Source organism: Beduinella massiliensis, from assembly GCF_900199405.1.
In the GTDB taxonomy this organism is placed as follows: Bacteria; Bacillota; Clostridia; order Christensenellales; family Aristaeellaceae; genus Beduinella; species Beduinella massiliensis.
In genome coordinates, this window is the sequence record NZ_LT963430.1 from 1,797,498 (window position 1) to 1,815,374 (window position 17,877).

General features: G+C 60.0%; 18 protein-coding genes. 13 read left to right on the forward strand and 5 right to left on the reverse strand.

Annotation, left to right across the window (positions count from 1 at the left end; translation table 11 throughout):
- Position 1 precedes the first annotated feature (1 nt).
- From C1725_RS08795 to C1725_RS08815, 5 genes are all read left to right on the forward strand, one after another.
- Positions 2 to 865, forward strand: coding sequence for an ABC transporter permease subunit (locus C1725_RS08795; RefSeq protein WP_102411249.1), 864 nt, complete (start codon positions 2 to 4; stop codon positions 863 to 865).
- A 4-nt stretch (positions 866 to 869) separates the two neighbouring features.
- The gene (locus C1725_RS08800) at positions 870 to 2,285 is read left to right on the forward strand and encodes a family 43 glycosylhydrolase (RefSeq protein WP_102411250.1); all 1,416 of its coding nucleotides are present in this window, start codon (positions 870 to 872) and stop codon (positions 2,283 to 2,285) included.
- A gap of 110 nt (positions 2,286 to 2,395) precedes the next feature.
- Positions 2,396 to 3,064, forward strand: coding sequence for a molybdopterin-guanine dinucleotide biosynthesis protein B (gene mobB / locus C1725_RS08805; protein ID WP_102411251.1), 669 nt, complete (start codon positions 2,396 to 2,398; stop codon positions 3,062 to 3,064).
- A gap of 54 nt (positions 3,065 to 3,118) precedes the next feature.
- Positions 3,119 to 3,715, forward strand: a complete 597-nt coding sequence (rbr, locus tag C1725_RS08810) for a rubrerythrin (protein ID WP_102411252.1) — start codon at positions 3,119 to 3,121, stop codon at positions 3,713 to 3,715.
- A 186-nt stretch (positions 3,716 to 3,901) separates the two neighbouring features.
- Positions 3,902 to 5,287 (forward strand): MATE family efflux transporter, encoded by a 1,386-nt coding sequence (locus C1725_RS08815; protein WP_102411253.1) that lies wholly within the window; start codon positions 3,902 to 3,904, stop codon positions 5,285 to 5,287.
- A gap of 202 nt (positions 5,288 to 5,489) precedes the next feature.
- On the opposite strand, the gene C1725_RS08820 is transcribed toward C1725_RS08815, so the two are convergent.
- Together C1725_RS08820 and C1725_RS08825 are read right to left on the reverse strand one after the other, a co-directional pair.
- Complete coding sequence (locus C1725_RS08820) at positions 5,490 to 5,975, reverse strand: GAF domain-containing protein (protein ID WP_102411254.1); 486 nt, start codon at positions 5,973 to 5,975, stop codon at positions 5,490 to 5,492.
- Complete coding sequence (locus tag C1725_RS08825; RefSeq protein WP_102411255.1) at positions 5,972 to 6,493, reverse strand: dCTP deaminase/dUTPase family protein; 522 nt, start codon at positions 6,491 to 6,493, stop codon at positions 5,972 to 5,974. Before C1725_RS08825 ends, C1725_RS08820 begins: the two co-directional genes overlap by 4 nt.
- 180 nt (positions 6,494 to 6,673) lie before the next feature.
- Between C1725_RS08825 and C1725_RS08830 the strand changes: the two genes are divergently transcribed.
- Positions 6,674 to 8,347, forward strand: a complete 1,674-nt coding sequence (locus C1725_RS08830) for a phosphohexomutase domain-containing protein (RefSeq protein WP_102411256.1) — start codon at positions 6,674 to 6,676, stop codon at positions 8,345 to 8,347.
- Between the two features lie 66 nt (positions 8,348 to 8,413).
- Here C1725_RS08830 and C1725_RS08835 read toward each other — a convergent pair whose 3' ends face one another.
- Complete coding sequence (locus tag C1725_RS08835; protein WP_102411257.1) at positions 8,414 to 8,650, reverse strand: hypothetical protein; 237 nt, start codon at positions 8,648 to 8,650, stop codon at positions 8,414 to 8,416.
- Positions 8,651 to 8,856: 206 nt separating this feature from the next.
- Between C1725_RS08835 and C1725_RS08840 the strand changes: the two genes are divergently transcribed.
- The 5 genes from C1725_RS08840 to C1725_RS08860 all read left to right on the forward strand — a co-directional run bounded on the left by C1725_RS08840 (position 8,857) and on the right by C1725_RS08860 (position 12,615).
- Positions 8,857 to 9,414, forward strand: coding sequence for a phosphoribosyltransferase family protein (locus C1725_RS08840; RefSeq protein WP_102411258.1), 558 nt, complete (start codon positions 8,857 to 8,859; stop codon positions 9,412 to 9,414).
- 141 nt (positions 9,415 to 9,555) lie between these two features.
- On the forward strand, positions 9,556 to 10,212 hold the full coding sequence (locus tag C1725_RS08845; protein ID WP_102411259.1) for a TetR family transcriptional regulator: 657 nt from the start codon (positions 9,556 to 9,558) through the stop codon (positions 10,210 to 10,212).
- A gap of 94 nt (positions 10,213 to 10,306) precedes the next feature.
- Positions 10,307 to 10,606 carry a hypothetical protein gene (locus C1725_RS08850; protein ID WP_102411260.1) on the forward strand — a complete coding sequence of 100 codons (300 nt, stop codon included), beginning with the start codon at positions 10,307 to 10,309 and terminating at the stop codon, positions 10,604 to 10,606.
- Positions 10,603 to 11,835, forward strand: coding sequence for an MFS transporter (locus C1725_RS08855; RefSeq protein ID WP_102411261.1), 1,233 nt, complete (start codon positions 10,603 to 10,605; stop codon positions 11,833 to 11,835). Before C1725_RS08850 ends, C1725_RS08855 begins: the two co-directional genes overlap by 4 nt.
- 102 nt (positions 11,836 to 11,937) lie before the next feature.
- On the forward strand, positions 11,938 to 12,615 hold the full coding sequence (locus C1725_RS08860) for a LysM peptidoglycan-binding domain-containing protein (protein ID WP_146009200.1): 678 nt from the start codon (positions 11,938 to 11,940) through the stop codon (positions 12,613 to 12,615).
- A gap of 57 nt (positions 12,616 to 12,672) precedes the next feature.
- Here C1725_RS08860 and C1725_RS08865 read toward each other — a convergent pair whose 3' ends face one another.
- Both C1725_RS08865 and C1725_RS08870 read right to left on the reverse strand, forming a co-directional pair.
- The gene (locus tag C1725_RS08865) at positions 12,673 to 13,071 is read right to left on the reverse strand and encodes a zinc-ribbon domain-containing protein (protein WP_102411263.1); all 399 of its coding nucleotides are present in this window, start codon (positions 13,069 to 13,071) and stop codon (positions 12,673 to 12,675) included.
- Positions 13,072 to 13,148: 77 nt separating this feature from the next.
- On the reverse strand, positions 13,149 to 16,118 hold the full coding sequence (locus tag C1725_RS08870) for a PBP1A family penicillin-binding protein (protein ID WP_102411264.1): 2,970 nt from the start codon (positions 16,116 to 16,118) through the stop codon (positions 13,149 to 13,151).
- 141 nt (positions 16,119 to 16,259) lie between these two features.
- Between C1725_RS08870 and yunB the strand changes: the two genes are divergently transcribed.
- Both yunB and C1725_RS08880 read left to right on the forward strand, forming a co-directional pair.
- Positions 16,260 to 16,928: a sporulation protein YunB gene (yunB, locus tag C1725_RS08875; RefSeq protein WP_102411265.1), complete on the forward strand. Its 669-nt coding sequence runs from the start codon at positions 16,260 to 16,262 to the stop codon at positions 16,926 to 16,928.
- Positions 16,929 to 17,043: 115 nt separating this feature from the next.
- Complete coding sequence (locus C1725_RS08880; protein WP_102411266.1) at positions 17,044 to 17,793, forward strand: YebC/PmpR family DNA-binding transcriptional regulator; 750 nt, start codon at positions 17,044 to 17,046, stop codon at positions 17,791 to 17,793.
- The last annotated feature ends 84 nt before the right edge of the window (positions 17,794 to 17,877 follow it).

Consider the following 17,877-nt stretch of genomic DNA (forward strand, 5'->3'; position numbering starts at 1 on the left):
TATGGAAATCACGGATGCAGGCAGGCGCACCTTCAGAAAATGCGCGTCGTCAGTCCTCTGGTACGCCGTGATGCTCATGCTCGGCTTTGTATTCGTACTGCCGTTCTTTTACATGCTCTCTACGGCGTTCAAGACGCCCGGGCAATGCATCGCGTATCCGCCGCAGTTTATTCCCAACCCGTTTACGCTGCGCTGCTTTGAAACGGCGTTCAGTCAGTTCCCTTTCTGGCGCTATACGCTCAACAGCGTGTTTGTCACCGCGCTTTGCGTCTTGGGGACGCTGCTGAGCTGCTCGTTCGTCGCGTTCGGCTTCGCCCGCGTGAAAGGCGCTTTTCGGAACTTTTGGTTTACCATGCTGCTGAGCACGATGATGATTCCGAGCTTCGTGACGCTTTTGCCGCTGTTTACAATTTACGTCAAGCTGCATTGGATCAACACGTACCTGCCGCTCATCGTGCCGTCCTTTCTGGCGATGAACGCATTTTCGATCTTTCTGCTGCGGCAGTTCTTCATGGGATTTCCCATCGAGCTGGACGAGGCCGCCTCGATCGACGGGTGCTCTTACTTCGGCATCCTGTACAAGATTCTGCTGCCCAACGCAAAGACAGTGCTCTTCGTGGTGGCGATCTTTGCGCTGGTCGGCGCGTGGAACGACTTTTTCGGCCCGATGATCTATCTGAACGACAACAGCAAGTACACGCTGGCCGTCGGCCTGATCCTGTTCAAGTCCAATTACGGTGCGACGCTGGACCTGGGGCCGATGATGGCGGTGGCGCTCGTGTCCATCCTGCCGGTGCTGCTCCTCTACATCGCGGCGCAAAAGTATTTTGTACAGGGCATCGTCACGACCGGCCTGAAAGGATGAGCGTATGGAAACCTATGTCAACCCAATCCTGAACGGAGATTATCCCGACCCGACTCTCGTCCGTGTCGGCGGGGATTACTACATGACCTATTCGTGCGCGGAGCTTACGCCGGGGCTGAAGATCCTGCATTCGCGAGATCTCGTCCATTGGCGGACGCTTTGCAGCGCAGTACTGAATGCGGGATGCATCGCCGCGCCGGAGCTGATCTGCCACGAGGAGCTTTTTTATCTGTATTACCCGGCGAACGGGACGAACTACGTCGTGACGGCCAGGGATCCGGCGGGTCCCTGGAGCGATCCGGTGGATCTGAAAATCGGGGCGATCGACCCGGGACACGTCGTCGGCCCGGACGGCACGCGCTATCTTTACGTGAGCGGAGGCAGCGCGTTTGAGCTGAGTGCGGATGGCCTGCGGGTGGTGCGCAGCCTGGGACGCCTGTACGAGGGATGGAATTACGATCCGACGCTGCACACCGAGGGCAAATGGCTGGAATCGCCCAAGTTTTTTCAGCGTGGCGGCATGTACTATCTGGTAAGCGCGCAGGGCGGCACGTCCGGTCCGTCTACCGCGCATATGTGCGTCGTCGCGCGGGCCCGGCATCCGCTCGGCCCCTGGGAGAACGCGCCGAACAACCCGATCGTGCATACCTGGAACCGATCCGAGCGCTGGTGGTGCAAGGGGCACGGCACCATCTTTGAGACGGCGGCAGGTCAATGGTACATCGTCTACCACGCCTACGAGCGGGGCTTCCTGAACCATGGAAGAAAGACGCTGCTGCAAAAGGTGGATTGGACCGAGGATGGATGGCCGTATGTACCGGGAGACGCGGCGGAGGAAGCGCCTGCGCCCCTGCCGCAGCAGGCGGCGGAGGACGCAATGGAAGACTCCTTCGCCGGCGGACGCGTCAAGCCGTATTGGGCGTTCTGGGGACGCTGCGCCCCGGCGCGCGTCGGCGCGTCGGAGCGCGGAGGCATCCGCATGGAGGGGCAGGGCGCGGCCATCGCGGATGCCTGCCCGATGACGCTGCCCTGCGGACTGAAGACCTATGCGGCGACGGTCGACGTCGAACTGGAAGGGGAGGCCACCGGCGGGGTTACGCTCTTTTTCGCCCCGCAGGCACATTGCGGCATCGGGCTCGCGCCCGGCTGTGTTCAGCTTTACAAGTACGGGAAGCCCTATGTGCGCATTCCGGAGCTTTGGCGCAGGGCGACGCTGCGCATCGTGAACGACGAACACGACGTCAGCTATCAGTACCGTGTGCCGGGCGGCGAGTGGATAGACATCGACTTCGGCTGCGAGGTTTCCGGGCTGAACCATAACGCGCTCGGCGGATACGCCAGCCTGCGGCCGGGTATTTTCGTGTGCGGACAGGGCGCGGCGCGCTTTTCAAACTTTAGCGTAAAACCGCTGGATGCGTAGGAGGAAGCGGAGATTCACCGCGGCGGCAGATTCTTCTCTGCCGCCGCTTTACTTGGATGCCGAAAACGGGTATAATAAGTAGGAATTTTTGATGGAAGGAATTAAGATCGATGAAGATACTGTGCGTGGTCGGCATCCGCGCTTCCGGAAAGACGACGATCGTGGAGGAACTGACGAAAGAGCTGCGCCGCCGGGGAAAGCGCGTAGGGACCGTGAAGACGGTCTTCTGCCCGTCGTTCAGCATCGACAACCCGACGAGCAACACGGCGCGCCACGCGCGGGCAGGCGCTGAGATCGTCACGGCGAAGGCGCGCAACGAGACGGCGGTTTTATACCAGCGTCCGCTTACGAACGCCGAGATCCTCGCTCACTACGTGGATCTGGATTACGTGCTGCTGGAGGGGGATTACCGCGCGCCCGTGCCGCGCATCGTCGCCGCGCACCAGGCACAGGACGCCCGCGAGCGGATAAACGAATGGACGATCGCCGTCTCCGGACGCCTGGCAAACAGCGCGCAGGAGCTGGACGGACTGCCTGTGGTGAGCCCGCTCCGTCAGATCGAGGAGCTATGCGACCGGGTGGAGGCGTGCAGGGAGCAGCCGGTCGAGGCGCTCGACGAGCTGCTCGCGGAGAACCCGGCGACATCCGGCGGGGATTTCTGCCAGTGCGGCTGCCATAAGCACCAACGAAAGCTTGACGAGGTGACCGTCAGCGTGGGCGGCAAGGAGATCGCATTGACGCCCGAACAGGAGAAAATCATTCGTGATTGGTGTAAATAGAACGTATAAGCTTTTCCACTCCTGCGTATAATACAGGGGACAGGAGGGGAAAACATGGTAGAGTTTCAAAACAGCGTTACGAAGGAAAACCTGATGCGCGCGTTTGCGGGCGAGAGCCAGGCGAGAAACCGCTACACCTTTGCGGCGTCGGCGGCAAAAAAGGCGAATCTGCACGTCGTGGAGCAGGCGTTCTTGTTCACCGCGGGGCAGGAGAAGGAGCACGCTGAAATCTTCTACAACTTTTTGAAGCCCGTCGCGGGCGAAACGATCACCGTGGACGGCGGCTACCCGGTCGATCTGGCGGACGACGTGGCGACACTGCTGCGCATGGCGGAGCACAACGAGTACGAGGAAGCCGTGAGCGTCTATGTGGGTTTTGCCCAGGTCGCACGCAGCGAAGGCTTTGAAAATATTGCCCTTGCGTTTGAGCAGATCGCGAAGATCGAAAAGACGCACGGCGAGCGCTTCGCCCGGCTGGCGCAGCTGATGGAATCGGGCGAGCTGTTCGACAGCAAGGGGCAGGAAACCGTGTGGATGTGCCTGAACTGCGGCCACATTCACAATGGCCCGAAGCCGCCGATGGTATGCCCGGTCTGTCATCACGACCAGGGATATTTCATCCGCTGGACGATGGCGCCATTTGGAGAGTGAGCCGCCGTCATTCCCGGCTAAAAACTGTACGGAAGCGCCCGGCGCAAGTTTTCGCTTGCCTGCCGGGCGCTTTTGTGTTATAGTATATCCGTTTCGCAAAGGGCGGGGCTACAGATTTCCTCATTTCTGAGACTAAAATGAGGCGATTGCGTGGCCTCGTCCTTTTATTTGGAAGGAGAATCACTCATGCAAAGGTCGTCCGTCGAGGCAATGGGCACGCGTCCCATGCTGCCGCTGCTGCTTTCCATGTCCTTTCCGCCGATGCTCTCGATGTTGATTCAATCGCTCTACAACGTCGTGGACAGCGTTTTCGTCGCGCGCATCGGTCAGAACGCGCTGACGGCGGTGTCGCTGGCTTTTCCGCTGCAAAATATCATCCTCGCGGTCTCAGTGGGCACGGGCGTAGGCCTGGGCTCCGTCATCTCGCGCAGCTTGGGGGCGAACGACCAGCGTGCGGCGGAAAATGCCGCCGCACAGGGGCTTGTGCTTAGCGCGCTGCACGCGCTCGTGTTCTTCGCGCTCAGTTTTTTCGTCGTTCGTCCCTTTTTCGCGATGTTCACGCCGGACGAGGCGATCCGCCGGTATGGGGTGGAATACGCCTCCGTCGTCATGGCGTTCGCCTTTGGGCAACTCTTTCACATCACCATCGAAAAGATCCTGCAGGCCACGGGCAATATGATCGCCCCGATGATCCTTCAGGCCGTTGGGGCGGTCATCAACATCGCGCTCGATCCGATCTTCATCTTCGGACTTGGCCCCGTCCCCGCGATGGGCGTGCAGGGCGCAGCCGTCGCGACGGTCATCGGCCAAGTGGCAGCCTGCATGCTCTCCGTCGGCGTGCTCCTGTCGCGCCACTGCGCCATCAGGCTGCACTGGCGTTCCTTTGCACCGTCGAAGCTGCTGATCGGGCGCATCTATCAGGTGGCGCTCCCCTCGGCGGTGATGAACTCGCTCTCGTCGGTGCTGGTGATGGGGCTTAACGCGATTCTTTCTGGACTTTCAGGAGCGGCGGTCGCGGTCTTCGGCGTTTATTATAAGCTTCAGACGTTCGTTTACATGCCCTCTAACGGACTGATTCAGGGAGCTCGGCCGATCATCAGCTATAATTACGGCGCGAACGACCGGGCACGCATGATGCAGGCGCTTGGCTGCACGCTGGCGCTCACCGCCGGGATGATGGCGGCGGGCACGCTGCTGTTTGAATGCCTGCCGGGGCCGATCCTTTCGCTGTTCAGCGTGGAGGATGAGGCGATGCGCATGGGGGTGACGGCGCTGCGCGTCATCGCGTCCAGCTACGTGATCTCGACCGTAGGCGTCGTGTTCGCGGCGCTCTTTGAGGCGATGGGCAAGGGGCCACAGAGCCTCTGCGTGTCCCTGCTCCGCCAGTTTGCCATTACGCTGCCGCTTTCCGCGCTCCTCTCCCGTTCGCTGGGGCTCATGGGCGTATGGATCACGTTCCCCATTGCGGAGAGCGTTGCGGCGGTCGCAGCGGTTCTTCTGCTCCTGTATGTCGCGCGGCGCGACCCCGTGCTGGGCGCCAGGAAAGGCCCAGCCGCCCAACAGGAACCGTGAGACACAAAGCGGCCCACGGTATTGACGAAGCAGCTAGGGGGGTGGATTGACAGGGCGAAGGGCCGCCCTTGATGGGACAAAGGTTCTCGCCCTGACTGCGGGGCTGTGACCTTGAAGCTTCGCCGCTCAAGGTTTGCTTTGTATACAGAGGAGTTGTGGTTGAAGCCGCAAACGGGAACGCAGGGCGAGGATACCGGCTGCCTTACTCCAAGCTGTATCCGGCGTGTGTCCAATCGCACGCGGCGGTGAGATCGCGCGCCGCGTTTTCCAGAACCTCCTGCTCGCGTGCGCCGAAGCGGGCGGGCAGCGGGCTGTCTACATCCAGCACGCCCACGACCCTGCCCTCTAACAGAAGCGGCACGACGAGCTCCGAACGCGAGGCGCTGTCGCAGGCGATATGCCCGGGAAAGGCGTGAACGTCCGGTACGCAGAGCGTTTCGCCCCGGCTTGCCGCCGCCCCGCACACGCCGCGCGAGAGCGCGATGCGCCTGCAAGCGGGCCTGCCGCAGAAGGGGCCCAGCACGAGCTCGCCGCCGTCCATCAGATAAAAACCGCACCAGTTGACGCCGCCCAGCTCTTCGTAGAGCAGGGCGGCCGCATTGGCGAGGTTGACGAGGGGATGCGTCTCTCCCTCGATCAGCGCGCGCAGCTGCGCCGCGAGCGCATTCGGATCGAACAGGCCGCTCATGCTTTCACCGCCTCGCTGGTGGAACCGAAGCCGCCGTTTCGGAGCTGCGTTGCGTCGTCGTCCTCCGTGATGCCGAAGGGCAGAAACAGCCCCTGCATGAACGCGGTGCCCGCCTTGAGGACGAGCGATTTGCCCTCGCGTCCGTCGTTCAGCAGCTTGGCCATGATGTGTCCTTCGTTGTCGGAATGATAATAGTCGCTGTCGATCACCCCGACCGTGTTGTTCAACTGAAGGCGGAATTTAAAGCCGAGGCTGCTGCGGGGCGCGAGCAGGAGTACCCAGCCCGCAGCGATGCGCGCACGCACGCCGGTCGGCAGCAGGACGCTTGCGCCGGGAGCGAGCGTCAAGTCATGAGGCAGGTAAAAGTCGTAGCCCGCTGAGCCGCAGGTTGCGCGGCAGGGCAAAAGGAGGGCGTCGTAAAGCGCATCAGCTTCCTGCGCCTGGGTAGGATGGAGCGCGGCCCAATCTGCGCGGAAGCGATCGCGTGACACCTTTTCAAACTGTGCGATGCGTTGCATGAAGGTCGTCCTTTCATAAAAAGTGGCGTATAAGACAGTATAAGGGCGGAGCCTGGAAATGTCAACGCCACTGGACGGCGCCGGGCGGATGTGGTAGAATAGGCATGCTTGTGGAAATACGGTTGAGGATGCGCTCAATAACGCCGTACGGCGCGGGCGCTGGAAAGGAAGAAAGGGACTATGACCAGTCATGAGATGGCGGAGCTTTGGGCGACTCATCCGTCCTTCGACGAAGAGACGCGCGCTAAGGCGCGTGAGGTGCTAAGCCACCCGCTGGAGCTGGCCGGGCATTTTGGAGGTGAGCTCGCTTTCGGCACGGGCGGTCTGCGCGGCGTGCTGGGTGTCGGGACGAACCGCATGAACGCCTACACCGTGGCGCGCGCCACGCAGGGACTATCGCGTTATCTAAAGCAAAACGGCGGCAAGGATGTCGCCATCGCCTACGATTCCCGCCATTGTTCAAAGGAGTTTGCGCAGATCGCTGCGGGCGTGCTGGCGAAAAACGGCATTCGGGCGCACGTATATCCGCGCCTGATGCCTACGCCGATGCTTTCATTTGCGGTGCGGACGCTCAAGTGCGATGCGGGCATCGTCATTACCGCGAGCCATAATCCCGCGCAGTATAACGGCTACAAGGTATACGGGGCGGATGGATGCCAGATTACAGAGGCCGCGGCGGATGCAATCACCGCCTGCATCGGGGAGGTAGCGTACGCGAGTCTTTCCTGGCTCTCGGTGGAGGAAGCGCGCGAACGCGGCCTGCTCCTCGACATTTCGCGGGACGTATACGACGCGTTCGTTGAAAAGACGCTGGCTTGCCGGGTAAACCCGGAGCAAAAGACCAGGCTTCGCATCGTGTATACGCCTCTTTACGGCGCGGGGTTGGAGCCCGTGCGCAGCGTGCTTGACCGCATGGAGGGCGTCGAGCGGGTCGAGGTGACCGAGCAATGCACGCCGGATGGAAACTTTCCGACCTGCCCTAAGCCCAATCCGGAGCTTCGTGAAGCGCTCGCGCTCGCGCTCGAAGCCGCCGCACAGGAACAGACGGACCTGCTCATCGCGACGGACCCGGACTGTGACCGTGTCGGCGTCGCCGTGCGAAATCGGAGCGGCGCGTACACCGTGCTGACGGGCAACGAGGTGGGGCTGCTGCTGCTCGAATACATCCTGCGCACGCGCAGCGCGCGTGGGACGCTGCCCGAGCGCCCGGTGGTGGTCAAGACGATCGTCACCAGCGACCTGGCCTTTGAAATCGCAGCCGAGTACGGCGCGGAGGTCGTCGAAGTGCTGACGGGCTTTAAATACATCGGAGAGACCATCGGCAGGCTTGAACGTGCGGGAGAGGAGAGCCGTTACGTTTTTGGCTTTGAGGAAAGCTGCGGATACCTTGCCGGTACGCATGTGCGTGACAAGGACGGCGTGATGGCCTGCATGCTGGTGGCGGAGATGGCACAGACCTACGCGGCGGAGGGGCGCACGCTGAGGGACGCCATGGACGCCCTGTATGCCAGGTACGGCCACATGGAAAACCGGCTGCTCAACTTCGACATTACCGGCGCGGTGCCGATGGAAGAGATGCGGCGCGTAATGGCGTCCCTGCGCGAGGAGCCCATCGAGGACCTGGCGGGTGCTCGGGTGCGCACGACAAAGGATTACTGCGCCGGGATGGAGGGCCTGCCCAAGAGCGATGTGCTCTCCTTTGCGACGGGCACGGGGCTTAAGGCCATCGTCCGCCCCTCGGGTACGGAGCCGAAGGTGAAGGTTTACCTGAGCGCGCGTGCGGACGATCCCATCAGCGCGCAGGCGCTGCTGGACGCGATGGCGGAAGAGGTAAACGAACGGATTCTGGGATAAGAGGATAAAGAAAAGCGTGAAGAATGCAGCCTTCACGCTTTTTTGTCAGTTCGGATGCCTTTTCCGTCAAAAGATCGCCTTGAGGGCCATTGCGCCGCCGAACAGAGCGAGCGGAACGCCGATGATGAGCCCTATACCGGTCAGGGAAAGGCCCACGCCCACCGTCGCCAGTACGGCGCCGAGAATGAAGCCGATGAAACGCCCGACCAGGGAGAGAACCAGCATGATGAGAAAACCGACAGCGGCAAAAAGACCGCCGATCAGGGAAAAGATAAAAGCAAACGGAGCGAAAAGCCAGCTCATGTAAATACCTCCCTCTCTTATGTCCTTATCATACGACAGGAGGGGACAAAATGCAAAAAGAGAGAGGTGAGAATCAGATGAGAAAATGATGAGAGCTGAGACGATCCGGTTTGCGTTGACATTTTTGCCAAAGACGTTATAATACGAAGAGGAAGAAAAAGCGCGGCGCTGCCGCGCGTCTATACGATGAAAAGAGGTTTTGACAGATGATGAAGCATCATATGACCATCGCGGGGGTCGAGCGTGACCTGCCGCTGTGTAAGGTAGACGATACGCTTTCCATCGGCGCATTCGTCATCTTCGGCGACGTGGAGCTGACCGTGGCCTGCGCGAGGGAGCTGCTCAAACTCGCGCCTGAGTACGATTATATGATTACGGCGGAATCCAAGGGCATCCCGCTCGTCTACGAAATGGCGCGGCAGAGCGGACAGAACAAGTACCTTCTCGCCCGCAAGAGCGCCAAGCTCTACATGCGCGACGTATTTTCCGTAGAGGTGCGCTCCATTACGACGGATCACGTGCAGCGCCTCTATCTGGACGGCGAGGATGCCGCGCTCATTAAGGGCAAGCGCATCCTGATCGTGGACGACGTGATTTCGACCGGCGAGTCTCTCCACGCGGTGGAGGAGCTCGTGCGTCAGGCGGGCGGCGAGGTCGTGGGGCGCATGGCGATCCTCGCGGAAGGCGACGCGCAGGGCCGCAAGGACATCCGTTTCCTGGAGCCGCTGCCGCTCTTTAATCCGGACGGAACGGTCAAGGCGTAAAGAAAGCGAATTAAATCCGGGGGACGCTGCTTTTATGAGAGGCGGCGTTCCTTTTTTATTTTATAAGTGCCTTGACATTCCAAGAGACGGCGGCTATAATAGATACATACCGAATGAATGTAATGTCTGGGAGGGACGCGCGTGGCACGCAACAAGTATCCGGAGGTGACCGTCGAAAAGATACTGGAGGTGGCAAAGCGTCTTTTCATGGAAAAAGGGTATGAGGAAACCACCATTCAGGATATCGTCGAAGGCCTCGGCGGGCTTACTAAGGGAGCAATCTATCATCACTTCAAGTCCAAGGAGGACATCATGGACGCTGTGAGCGATCAGATGTTCTTCGAGAACAACCCCTTTGAAGCTGTCCGGAATCGTACGGACTTAAACGGCCTGCAAAAGATGCGCGCCGTCATCCTGCTGAATCAGGCGGACGGTGAACGCGTCAAGATGGGCAAGCAGGCGCTCCCCATCCTGAAGAACCCGGCCATTCTGGCTCGGTTGATCGAATCCGGCAGGCGCGTACTCGCCCCCCAATGGCTCAAGCTGATTGAAGAGGGCAATCGCGACGGCTCCATTCATACGGAATTTGCCCAGGAGCTGGCAGAGGTGATCCCGCTGCTCTCGGACCTCTGGTTGGCGCCTTCGGTCTTTCCTGCTTCGGCGGAAGCGGTGCAGCGCAAGTTCGCGTTCATCGCTCAAATGCTCGAAAAGATGGGCCTTCCGTTGATCGATGACGAAATTTTTGACGCGGCGCAGCGATATTTCAGCGAGTGGGGAGAAGATGAACGGCTGTCTTGACCGACGTCTCAGGTTTGAAAATTTCCGGCGCTAATGCGCCGTTTTTATGGCATATTTACATACCGACTGAATGTATTAAAGGGGAGGATATCACATGACGGAAAAGGAATTTGACGAGCGCATAGAGGCAGCTGCGAAACGGGCGGAGGCACGAATTGAGGAGGCGGTGGAACGATTCGACCGAAACGTGACGAATCGGTGGGAGAAGAGCTTGGCGTTTCGTCGGGTCATCCGCGGGATTTCGCTGGCCGCGGAGGCAGGCTTGCTCATAGGAGGTGTGCTGCTCGCTGTCAGAGGTTGGGGGATTGCGGCGGCGTGGTGCCTCGGGCTTGCCATAATTGCGCTCGCGGCGGATGCGGCGCGGATCATCGCGTTTGGAGGAAAAAGGCGATGAGGCATGGGCTGTTTACCCGTAACTTCACGCTGCTGCTTCTCGGGCAGATCAGTTCCCTCGTCGGAAATTATACGCTGAAATTTGCGCTTTCCATGTACATCCTGGAACGCACGGGTTCCGCAGCGATCTTTGCCGGGATTTTGTCCATAGCCATGGTTCCGACCCTCCTGCTTTCCCCGTTGGGCGGCGTTCTGGCTGACCGTGCGAACCGCAGGAATATCATGGTCACGCTGGACGGCCTGTCCGGCCTTGCGGTGCTCGCCGCCGCGGCACTGCTTACGCGGGAGCGCGGCCTGCCGGTCATCGGCGCGCTTTTGGTAGCTCTGTCGATATTGGGTGCGTTTGAATCGCCTACGGTTCTCGCATGCGTGCCGCAGATGCAGACGGGCGAAAATCTATTGCGAGGAAATGCGCTCGTCAATCAGGTGAATGCGATCGCGGGTCTGACGACGCCTTTTCTGGGCAGCGTCTTCTATACTGCTTTCGGCATTCGCAGCGTGATGAGCGCGGCGGCGCTTTGCTTCTTCCTCACGGCGCTGATGGAGTGCTTCATCCGCCTCCCACATCAGGGGTTCACGGTGAAACGGCGTGCCGTGGAGGTTGTCCGAGAAGATATCCGCGCCGGCGTGCACTTTCTTCTAAAGGAACAACCTGCTATCCTGCATCTGCTGCTGTTGGCGGCGGGGATCAGCTTTTTCGTCGTGGGAACGGCAGCCGTGGGCTTTCCGTTCATGGTACGAAATGTGCTGGGGCTCTCCGCATCGCATTACGGTCTGGCGGAGAGCGCGATGGGGGCTGCCGCAGTGTTGGGCGGTCTGTCGGCGAGCTTGCTGGCAAATCGGATCAGGACGGAACGGCTGCATGTCCTGCTGCTGGCGTTGGGGCTTTGTTATCTGCCTGCGGGCATCTCGTTTTTGCTGCCCGGCGGACCGACCGTACAGTACGTCTGGCTCGTGCTTTCCTTCTGCGGCGGCCAGGTAGCGTCCAGCATCTTTTCGATCTTTGCGCTGTCGGCCATACAGGCACGGACACCGCCGGAGCTTACAGGCAAGGTGATGGCATGCGTTTCCGCGCTCACCCTGTGCGCACAGCCCCTCGGTCAGGGAATCTATGGCGTGCTGTTCGATGCCGCCGGGGGAGCTGCACATCTGGTGTTGCTGCCCACTGGCGTCGTGCTATGCGCGATTGCCTGCCGGGCATCCGGTTTTTTTCATCGGCTGCGGCCATGACTGCGTACGGCACAATTTTTAGGAGAGTACAGTGGGACGCGCACCCCTTTTCGAGCGCTTACATACGATGTAGCATACCACAAGAAAGGGGACTTGATTTTCATGAATGAAATGACGCAGTACGATGTAGAGCCCTCCAGCCTCAGCGGTGTGGAAAACGGGGCCGGCACGATGCAGGACGACGAATTGAGCCACGTAGCGATGGACAATTCCTCGACCTACGCAGGCTGCCCCAGCTGCACGACGCCCTACACCGTTCAGCGCGGCGACAGCTTTTACATCATCGCGCGCAAATTCGGCATCGACGTGCGCGAGCTCATCAACGCGAACCCTAACATAGCCCCGGGCCGCCTGCTGGTCGGCGACGTTCTGTGCGTGCCCAGCGGCAGCGGTTCTTCCGGCCCTGCCTGCCCGGTCGGCAGCACGCCTTACGTGGTGCAGAGCGGCCAGACGCTGACGGACGTGCTGGTGACGAACAACGTCTCTGTGCGCGCCCTGCGCCAGACGAACGAAGGCGTACGCCTGACGGCGCTTGCCGCGGGCGACCGCCTGTGCATTCCGCAGAGCGGTATGCGCGGCAGCTGTGAGGACGGCGGCCAGGCGTATGAGATTCAGAACGGCGACACGCTTTCGAGCATCGCGACGGCCAACGGCACGACGGTGGAGATGCTGATGCGTCTCAACCCGAACCTGCTGCCCACCGACTTCCGGGCGGGCCAGGTGATCTGCCTGCCGACGCGCATGCGCAAGATCGACGACGATCTGGACGACGACGAATGATCCCCTGAAAGACGAAACAAGGCCGCCGAACGCACCCAAGCGTTCGGCGGCCTGTATTCACGTGGGCAGCTTTTTACCACAGCGCGGACAATAGGCATAGTCCTTTCCTAGCTCCGTCCCACAGAAGGGGCAATAGGAAGGGGTGGAGGAAGGCGTATCGCCCGGGGAGGCGCTTTCAAAGCGCTCAGCGAGAGGATCCGGTTCTTCCTGCCCATCCGTGATGTCAAATTCCGAATAGCGGTTTTTCCCCGTAGCGTTGTGAAGGTTCATAAAGAACTGTACGGCGGCGATGACGACAAACAGCACGCCAAAGAGCGGAAAAACGAAGCCTAAGGATCCTGCCCCTTCCGAAAACTGACTGGTTGCTACGACCCAGACGACGCCGAACAGCATGAAGACGGCGCTGGTGACGGCGCCCATCATGGAGGGTCCGCGACCGGGCTTAACGCTTTTCATGGTGCTTCCTCCTTTGTCAGGGAAAAGAGGCCCGCCTTTGCGATCGGCGGGCCTCGGATTCATCGCTCAGGTTTTTGTTAAAGCCCTGCGTTGGAAAGCGCCCAGCGCAGATTATCCACCGCGTTTTGCAGCGTACCGGAATCGATGTAGTCGCTGTAGATGACCGCTTCGACCGCACCGATGGCCGTATTGATGCTCTGGCGCGCGTCGCCGGAGAGCCACTCGCTCGCGGCGCCGACCTTATTGTAAGCGTCGATGGTGAGCTGATAGGCTTCGTCGCGCAGAGACTGCGTGTTCGAGCTGTTCTGGTAAACCCAGTCGGAAGTGTGCACGTCGCAGACCGTCGTGCTGATCGCGCTGCTGCTCTTGGAAGTCGCGAAGTCGCCCAGGTATTGACGAATCACACTGCCGTAGGAATCGGTGTAGTCGTAGAGCGGATGCCCCTTGGGGATGACGACGATCGCCTTCGTTTCCACGACGCTCGAGGGGCAGTATTCGGTCGCAAGGCGTCCGGAAACGGTGCAGATCGGCAGCTCCGAGTGCATGGTGCAGTACTGCGTAGGGGCGCTGTCCTTATACCAGTAGTCGGTGACCGTCTTATAGCCGTTTATGTCGCGGCGGCAGGCGTCCGTCGCGAGCTGCCCGCTGACGCCGCAGGTCGTGACCTTGACGAGGCCATAATCCTCAGGGGAGCCGTCCACAATTTCGCGGGAATCGAGGCCCTTGGCCTTGTGGATTTTCTCCATAAAGGACTGCCACAGCGGGGCCGCGTCGTTGCCGCCTGTCGCCTTGGAGGTGAGGGGTTTATAGTTGTCGTGGCCGACCCAGAGCGCGGCGGAATACCAGCCCGTCATGCCCGCGAACGTGACGCCGCGCGCGTCGGAGTTGGTGCCCGTCTTGCCAGCGACCACCTGCGAGGAAATCTTCGCCTTGGTGCCCGTGCCGCTGGATACGACGCCCTTGAGCATGTCGACTACCAGCATGGAGGTGGAGGGCTTGAAGACCTGGCGCTTTTCCTGGATGGCGTGGGCGTCGACGATGACCTTGCCGCTGGAATCGACGATCTTGGAGAAGGAAAGCGGCTCCAGATAGACGCCCTTGTTGGCCAGCGTGCCGAAGGCAACGGCCATCTGAATGGGCGTGAGGCCTGAAGAGCCCAGCGCGAGGCCGAAGCCGTCTTCATTGATGTTCTTGTCTGCGACGCCCATCTGGCGCAGGTATTCGGCCGAGCGCTCGACGCCTACGTAGGTCATCAGCGCCTGTGCTGCTGCGGTGTTGTGCGAGCTGCGCAGCGCTTCGCGGAACGTCTCCGCACCCTTATATCCGCCGCCTCCGTAGTTCTTGGGGAAGGAATCCTTGCCGTTTACCTTCCATCCGCTGATCGGGATCGGCATGTTGTACACGATGCTCGCCGGGGACGCGCCCAGGTCGATGGCCGGCGCGTACACGGAGATCGGCTTGATCGAGGAACCGACCGGCATGTTGATGTCGCTTGCGCGGTTTAGCGTCTTGCGCTGCGTCGGGCGATAGCGGCCGCCGACGATCGCCTTAAGCTCGCCGGTGCGGTAATCGAGCACCGCGACGCCGGCCTGTGGCTGGGGAATCTCGGTGTACGTTCCGTCGGCATTGCGCGCGCGGTAGACCTTGTCGGAGGGGTTGCGCAGGCGCGGGTAATTGTCCCAGTTCGCCAGCGTGTCTTCCACGATGGTCTGAATTTCCGTGTCGATGCAAAGGTACACGCTGTACCCGCCCGTGCGCAGCTTGTTCTCCATCGCATAGCGGTTAGCCGACGTGTCCTCAAGCTGATTCAATTCGAGAAAGGTGGAAACCACGTCCGTTATCGCGTATTCCACGTAGTAGGCGTAGTCGTAAATTTCTGTGGAGGCGGGGGAGGTCTCCAGCACGTGCGCGGTGGAGGGATCGAGCGCCTCATGGTATTGCTCCTGCGTAATGAACTGGTTTTCGTACATCATGCGCAGCACGTAGTCGGTACGGTCGTTCGTGATCTTGGCCGTCTGGCTGTCCTCTATGTTGCGCGAGTAGAAGTTCTTGCGCGGGTTGTAGTAATTGGGGCTTCGGGTGAGGCCCGCCAGCATCGCGCATTCACGCAGCGTCAGCTCGCCCAGTTCCTTGCCAAAATAGCCGTTTGCCGCGACCTTTACGCCGTAATAGCTGCCGCCCAGGAAGATCGTGTTGAGATAGGACTCAAGGATCTGCTCCTTGGTGTAGCGCGTCTCAAGCTGCATGGCCAGATAGGCCTCCTGCAGCTTGCGCTTGTAGCTCTGTTCGTCGGAAAGCACCGTCTGCTTGATGAGCTGCTGCGTGATCGTGGAGCCGCCCTGCTGGCTGGAGGAGGACATGTTCGAGATGAACGCGCCGACGATGCGCTTGACGTCTACGCCGTTATGGGTAAAGAAACGCGCGTCCTCGACCGCCACGAACGCGTTTTGCAGCTGCGTGGGGATCTCGTCGATGGAGACCATGATGCGGTCTTCCGTGCCCTTGTAGTCGGTGATGAGATTGCCCTGCGCATCGTAAATAAAGGAGGTCTGCGCCTGCTCATCAATCTTCGCCAGATCCAGCGTGGGCGCGGTTTCTACGTACGCCTTGGCGATGCCCACCAGCGCGCCCGCGCCCGCGAGCGATAGGATGACCACCAGAATGCAAAGCAGGCGCAGGGTTGAAACCACGACGCTCAGAATAAAATTCGGCCGCCGCGTGCGCGGCTTGAAAATGGTGATCGGGGAGGCGTTTTCGCCGTCGTCATAGACGTCTCCGCCGCTCGGCGGGGGCATGTGCGTGGGCGTTTCTTCCGCATAAAAGTCATCCGCCTCCGAATCGTCCGGGGCGAAGTCGATATTCTCCTCTGCATGGGGATCGTTCCAGTCCGTGCCGCCGTCCTCCGGCGGGTAAACGGGTATTTCCGGCTCGCCCTCCGGCGCGTAGTCGCCTTCCCAAACGGGCGGCTCCTCCTGTAAGCCGTCTGCCTGATCGAAAGGTTCGTCAAAAGCGCCCGGCGCTTTGCGCTTGTCCTTTTTCTTTTTCATGCAAGGCCTCCCTCCTGCGGGAATCAGTATTCCTGTCCATTGGTGGCATTATAGCATATTTTGTACCAAAGCGCATTGAAAAAATCAAACGTCCGGCATCTGCATACAATCCACTGATGATATGACGAAGGAGGAACGCAGATGGTTGCAGCCAGGGAAAAAGTTTTCAAGAAGAAGAACAGGGTGGTGCGATGGATCATTCTGTTCTTCGTAATCGTCGCAGGGTTCTGCCTGTTCGTGGAGCGAAACCTGCGTCCGGTGGTGCTAAACATGGCGGAGGCAAAATCCATCGCGTTGGCAACCCGCCTCATCAACGAGGCGATGAACGAAGCGACTGACGGTCGGGTTAACTACGAGGACCTGATGAACGTCATCTGTGACGCCCAGGGGCGGGTGAGCATGGTTCAGGCGAATACCGTCAGGATGAACGACGTATCGACCGCCGTCGTCAACGCGGCGGAAGCGCAGCTCGACAGCATGCGCACAGAAGCGGTCGGCATTCCGTTGGGGTCTGCGCTCGGCTCGCAGGTGTTGGCGGCGAGCGGTCCGGTTATTCCCGTGCAGGTGGTGCCGATCGGCGGCGTGCAGACCGAGTTTCATACTGAATTTGAGACTTCGGGCATTAACCAGACGCGTCACAAAATTTATATGACGGTGACGGCTTGGATTCGCGTCGTCATTCCGACTCAGGCACGCGAGGTGGAGGTATCCAACAATCTGCTGCTCGCGGAGAGCATCATCGTGGGCGACGTGCCGAACAGCTTCGTCGGCTATAACCCGGATGGCAATCTGTTGAACCTCGTTCCTTGAGCAAAACGGTAAAAAAGAGGGATTTTCCTGCAAAAACAGGGGTTCACGCCTTGCTTGTTTGCTTGTATTTGTGTTATGATAATAGATGTGATTTTTAAAACCGGGAGGATTCATCATGTCAGGCCATTCCAAGTGGGCAAACATCAAGAATAAAAAGGGCAAGGCCGACGCGGCGCGCGGCAAGGTGTTCACGAAGATCGGGCGTGAGATCGCCATTGCCGTGCGCGACGGCGGCAGCAATCCTGATTCCAACAGCAAGCTGCGCGATGTCATCGCTAAGGCCAAGGCCAACAACATGCCTAACGATAACATCAAGCGCTCCATCCTCAAGGCCGCGGGCGAGTTGGGCAGCGTCAATTACGAGGAGATCACCTACGAGGGCTACGCGCCCGGCGGCATGGCGGTCATCGTGACGACCGTTACGGACAACCGCAACCGCACCGCCTCCGACATTCGCCACATCTTCGATAAAAACGGCGGATCGCTCGGTACGAACGGCTGCGTCTCCTACATGTTCGACAGCGTCGGCCTGATCGTCCTGGAGCGCAAGCCCGGCATGGACGAGGACGACGTGATGATGGCCGCGCTGGACGCGGGCGCATCCGACGTGCAGGCGCAGGACGATTGCTTTGAGGTGACGACTGCGGTCGCCGACTTCTCGGCGGTGCGCGAGAATCTCGAAAAACAGGGCTTTAACTTCCTCTCCGCAGAGCTGACGATGATTCCGCAGACCACGAACGCCATCGACGATCCGGATACGGTCGCGAAGATTCAGAAGCTGCTGGAGATGCTCGACGATCTGGACGACGTGCAGGACGTCTACCATAACGGCGAGCTCCCCGAAGAAGAGGACGAAGACGAATAGGGCTCAAATGGGCATCAAAAAAGCGGCAGTAATGCCGCTTTTTTGATGCCTGGATGTTTTCGTTTCGAATAAGGGATAGGTGAC

Bases quoted from the DNA above. Each gene is read 5' to 3' on its own strand.
- C1725_RS08830 (WP_102411256.1), top strand. From the start codon at position 6,674: ATGACCAGTCATGAGATGGCGGAGCTTTGGGCGACTCATCCGTCCTTC.
- C1725_RS08865 (WP_102411263.1), bottom strand. From the start codon at position 13,071: ATGAAAAGCGTTAAGCCCGGTCGCGGACCCTCCATGATGGGCGCCGTC.
- C1725_RS08815 (WP_102411253.1), top strand. From the start codon at position 3,902: ATGCAAAGGTCGTCCGTCGAGGCAATGGGCACGCGTCCCATGCTGCCG.
- C1725_RS08795 (WP_102411249.1), top strand. From the start codon at position 2: ATGGAAATCACGGATGCAGGCAGGCGCACCTTCAGAAAATGCGCGTCG.
- C1725_RS08840 (WP_102411258.1), top strand. From the start codon at position 8,857: ATGATGAAGCATCATATGACCATCGCGGGGGTCGAGCGTGACCTGCCG.
- C1725_RS08880 (WP_102411266.1), top strand. From the start codon at position 17,044: ATGTCAGGCCATTCCAAGTGGGCAAACATCAAGAATAAAAAGGGCAAG.
- mobB (WP_102411251.1), top strand. From the start codon at position 2,396: ATGAAGATACTGTGCGTGGTCGGCATCCGCGCTTCCGGAAAGACGACG.
- C1725_RS08855 (WP_102411261.1), top strand. From the start codon at position 10,603: ATGAGGCATGGGCTGTTTACCCGTAACTTCACGCTGCTGCTTCTCGGG.
- C1725_RS08800 (WP_102411250.1), top strand. From the start codon at position 870: ATGGAAACCTATGTCAACCCAATCCTGAACGGAGATTATCCCGACCCG.
- rbr (WP_102411252.1), top strand. From the start codon at position 3,119: ATGGTAGAGTTTCAAAACAGCGTTACGAAGGAAAACCTGATGCGCGCG.
- yunB (WP_102411265.1), top strand. From the start codon at position 16,260: ATGGTTGCAGCCAGGGAAAAAGTTTTCAAGAAGAAGAACAGGGTGGTG.
- C1725_RS08860 (WP_146009200.1), top strand. From the start codon at position 11,938: ATGAATGAAATGACGCAGTACGATGTAGAGCCCTCCAGCCTCAGCGGT.
- C1725_RS08870 (WP_102411264.1), bottom strand. From the start codon at position 16,118: ATGAAAAAGAAAAAGGACAAGCGCAAAGCGCCGGGCGCTTTTGACGAA.
- C1725_RS08835 (WP_102411257.1), bottom strand. From the start codon at position 8,650: ATGAGCTGGCTTTTCGCTCCGTTTGCTTTTATCTTTTCCCTGATCGGC.
- C1725_RS08850 (WP_102411260.1), top strand. From the start codon at position 10,307: ATGACGGAAAAGGAATTTGACGAGCGCATAGAGGCAGCTGCGAAACGG.
- C1725_RS08820 (WP_102411254.1), bottom strand. From the start codon at position 5,975: ATGAGCGGCCTGTTCGATCCGAATGCGCTCGCGGCGCAGCTGCGCGCG.
- C1725_RS08825 (WP_102411255.1), bottom strand. From the start codon at position 6,493: ATGCAACGCATCGCACAGTTTGAAAAGGTGTCACGCGATCGCTTCCGC.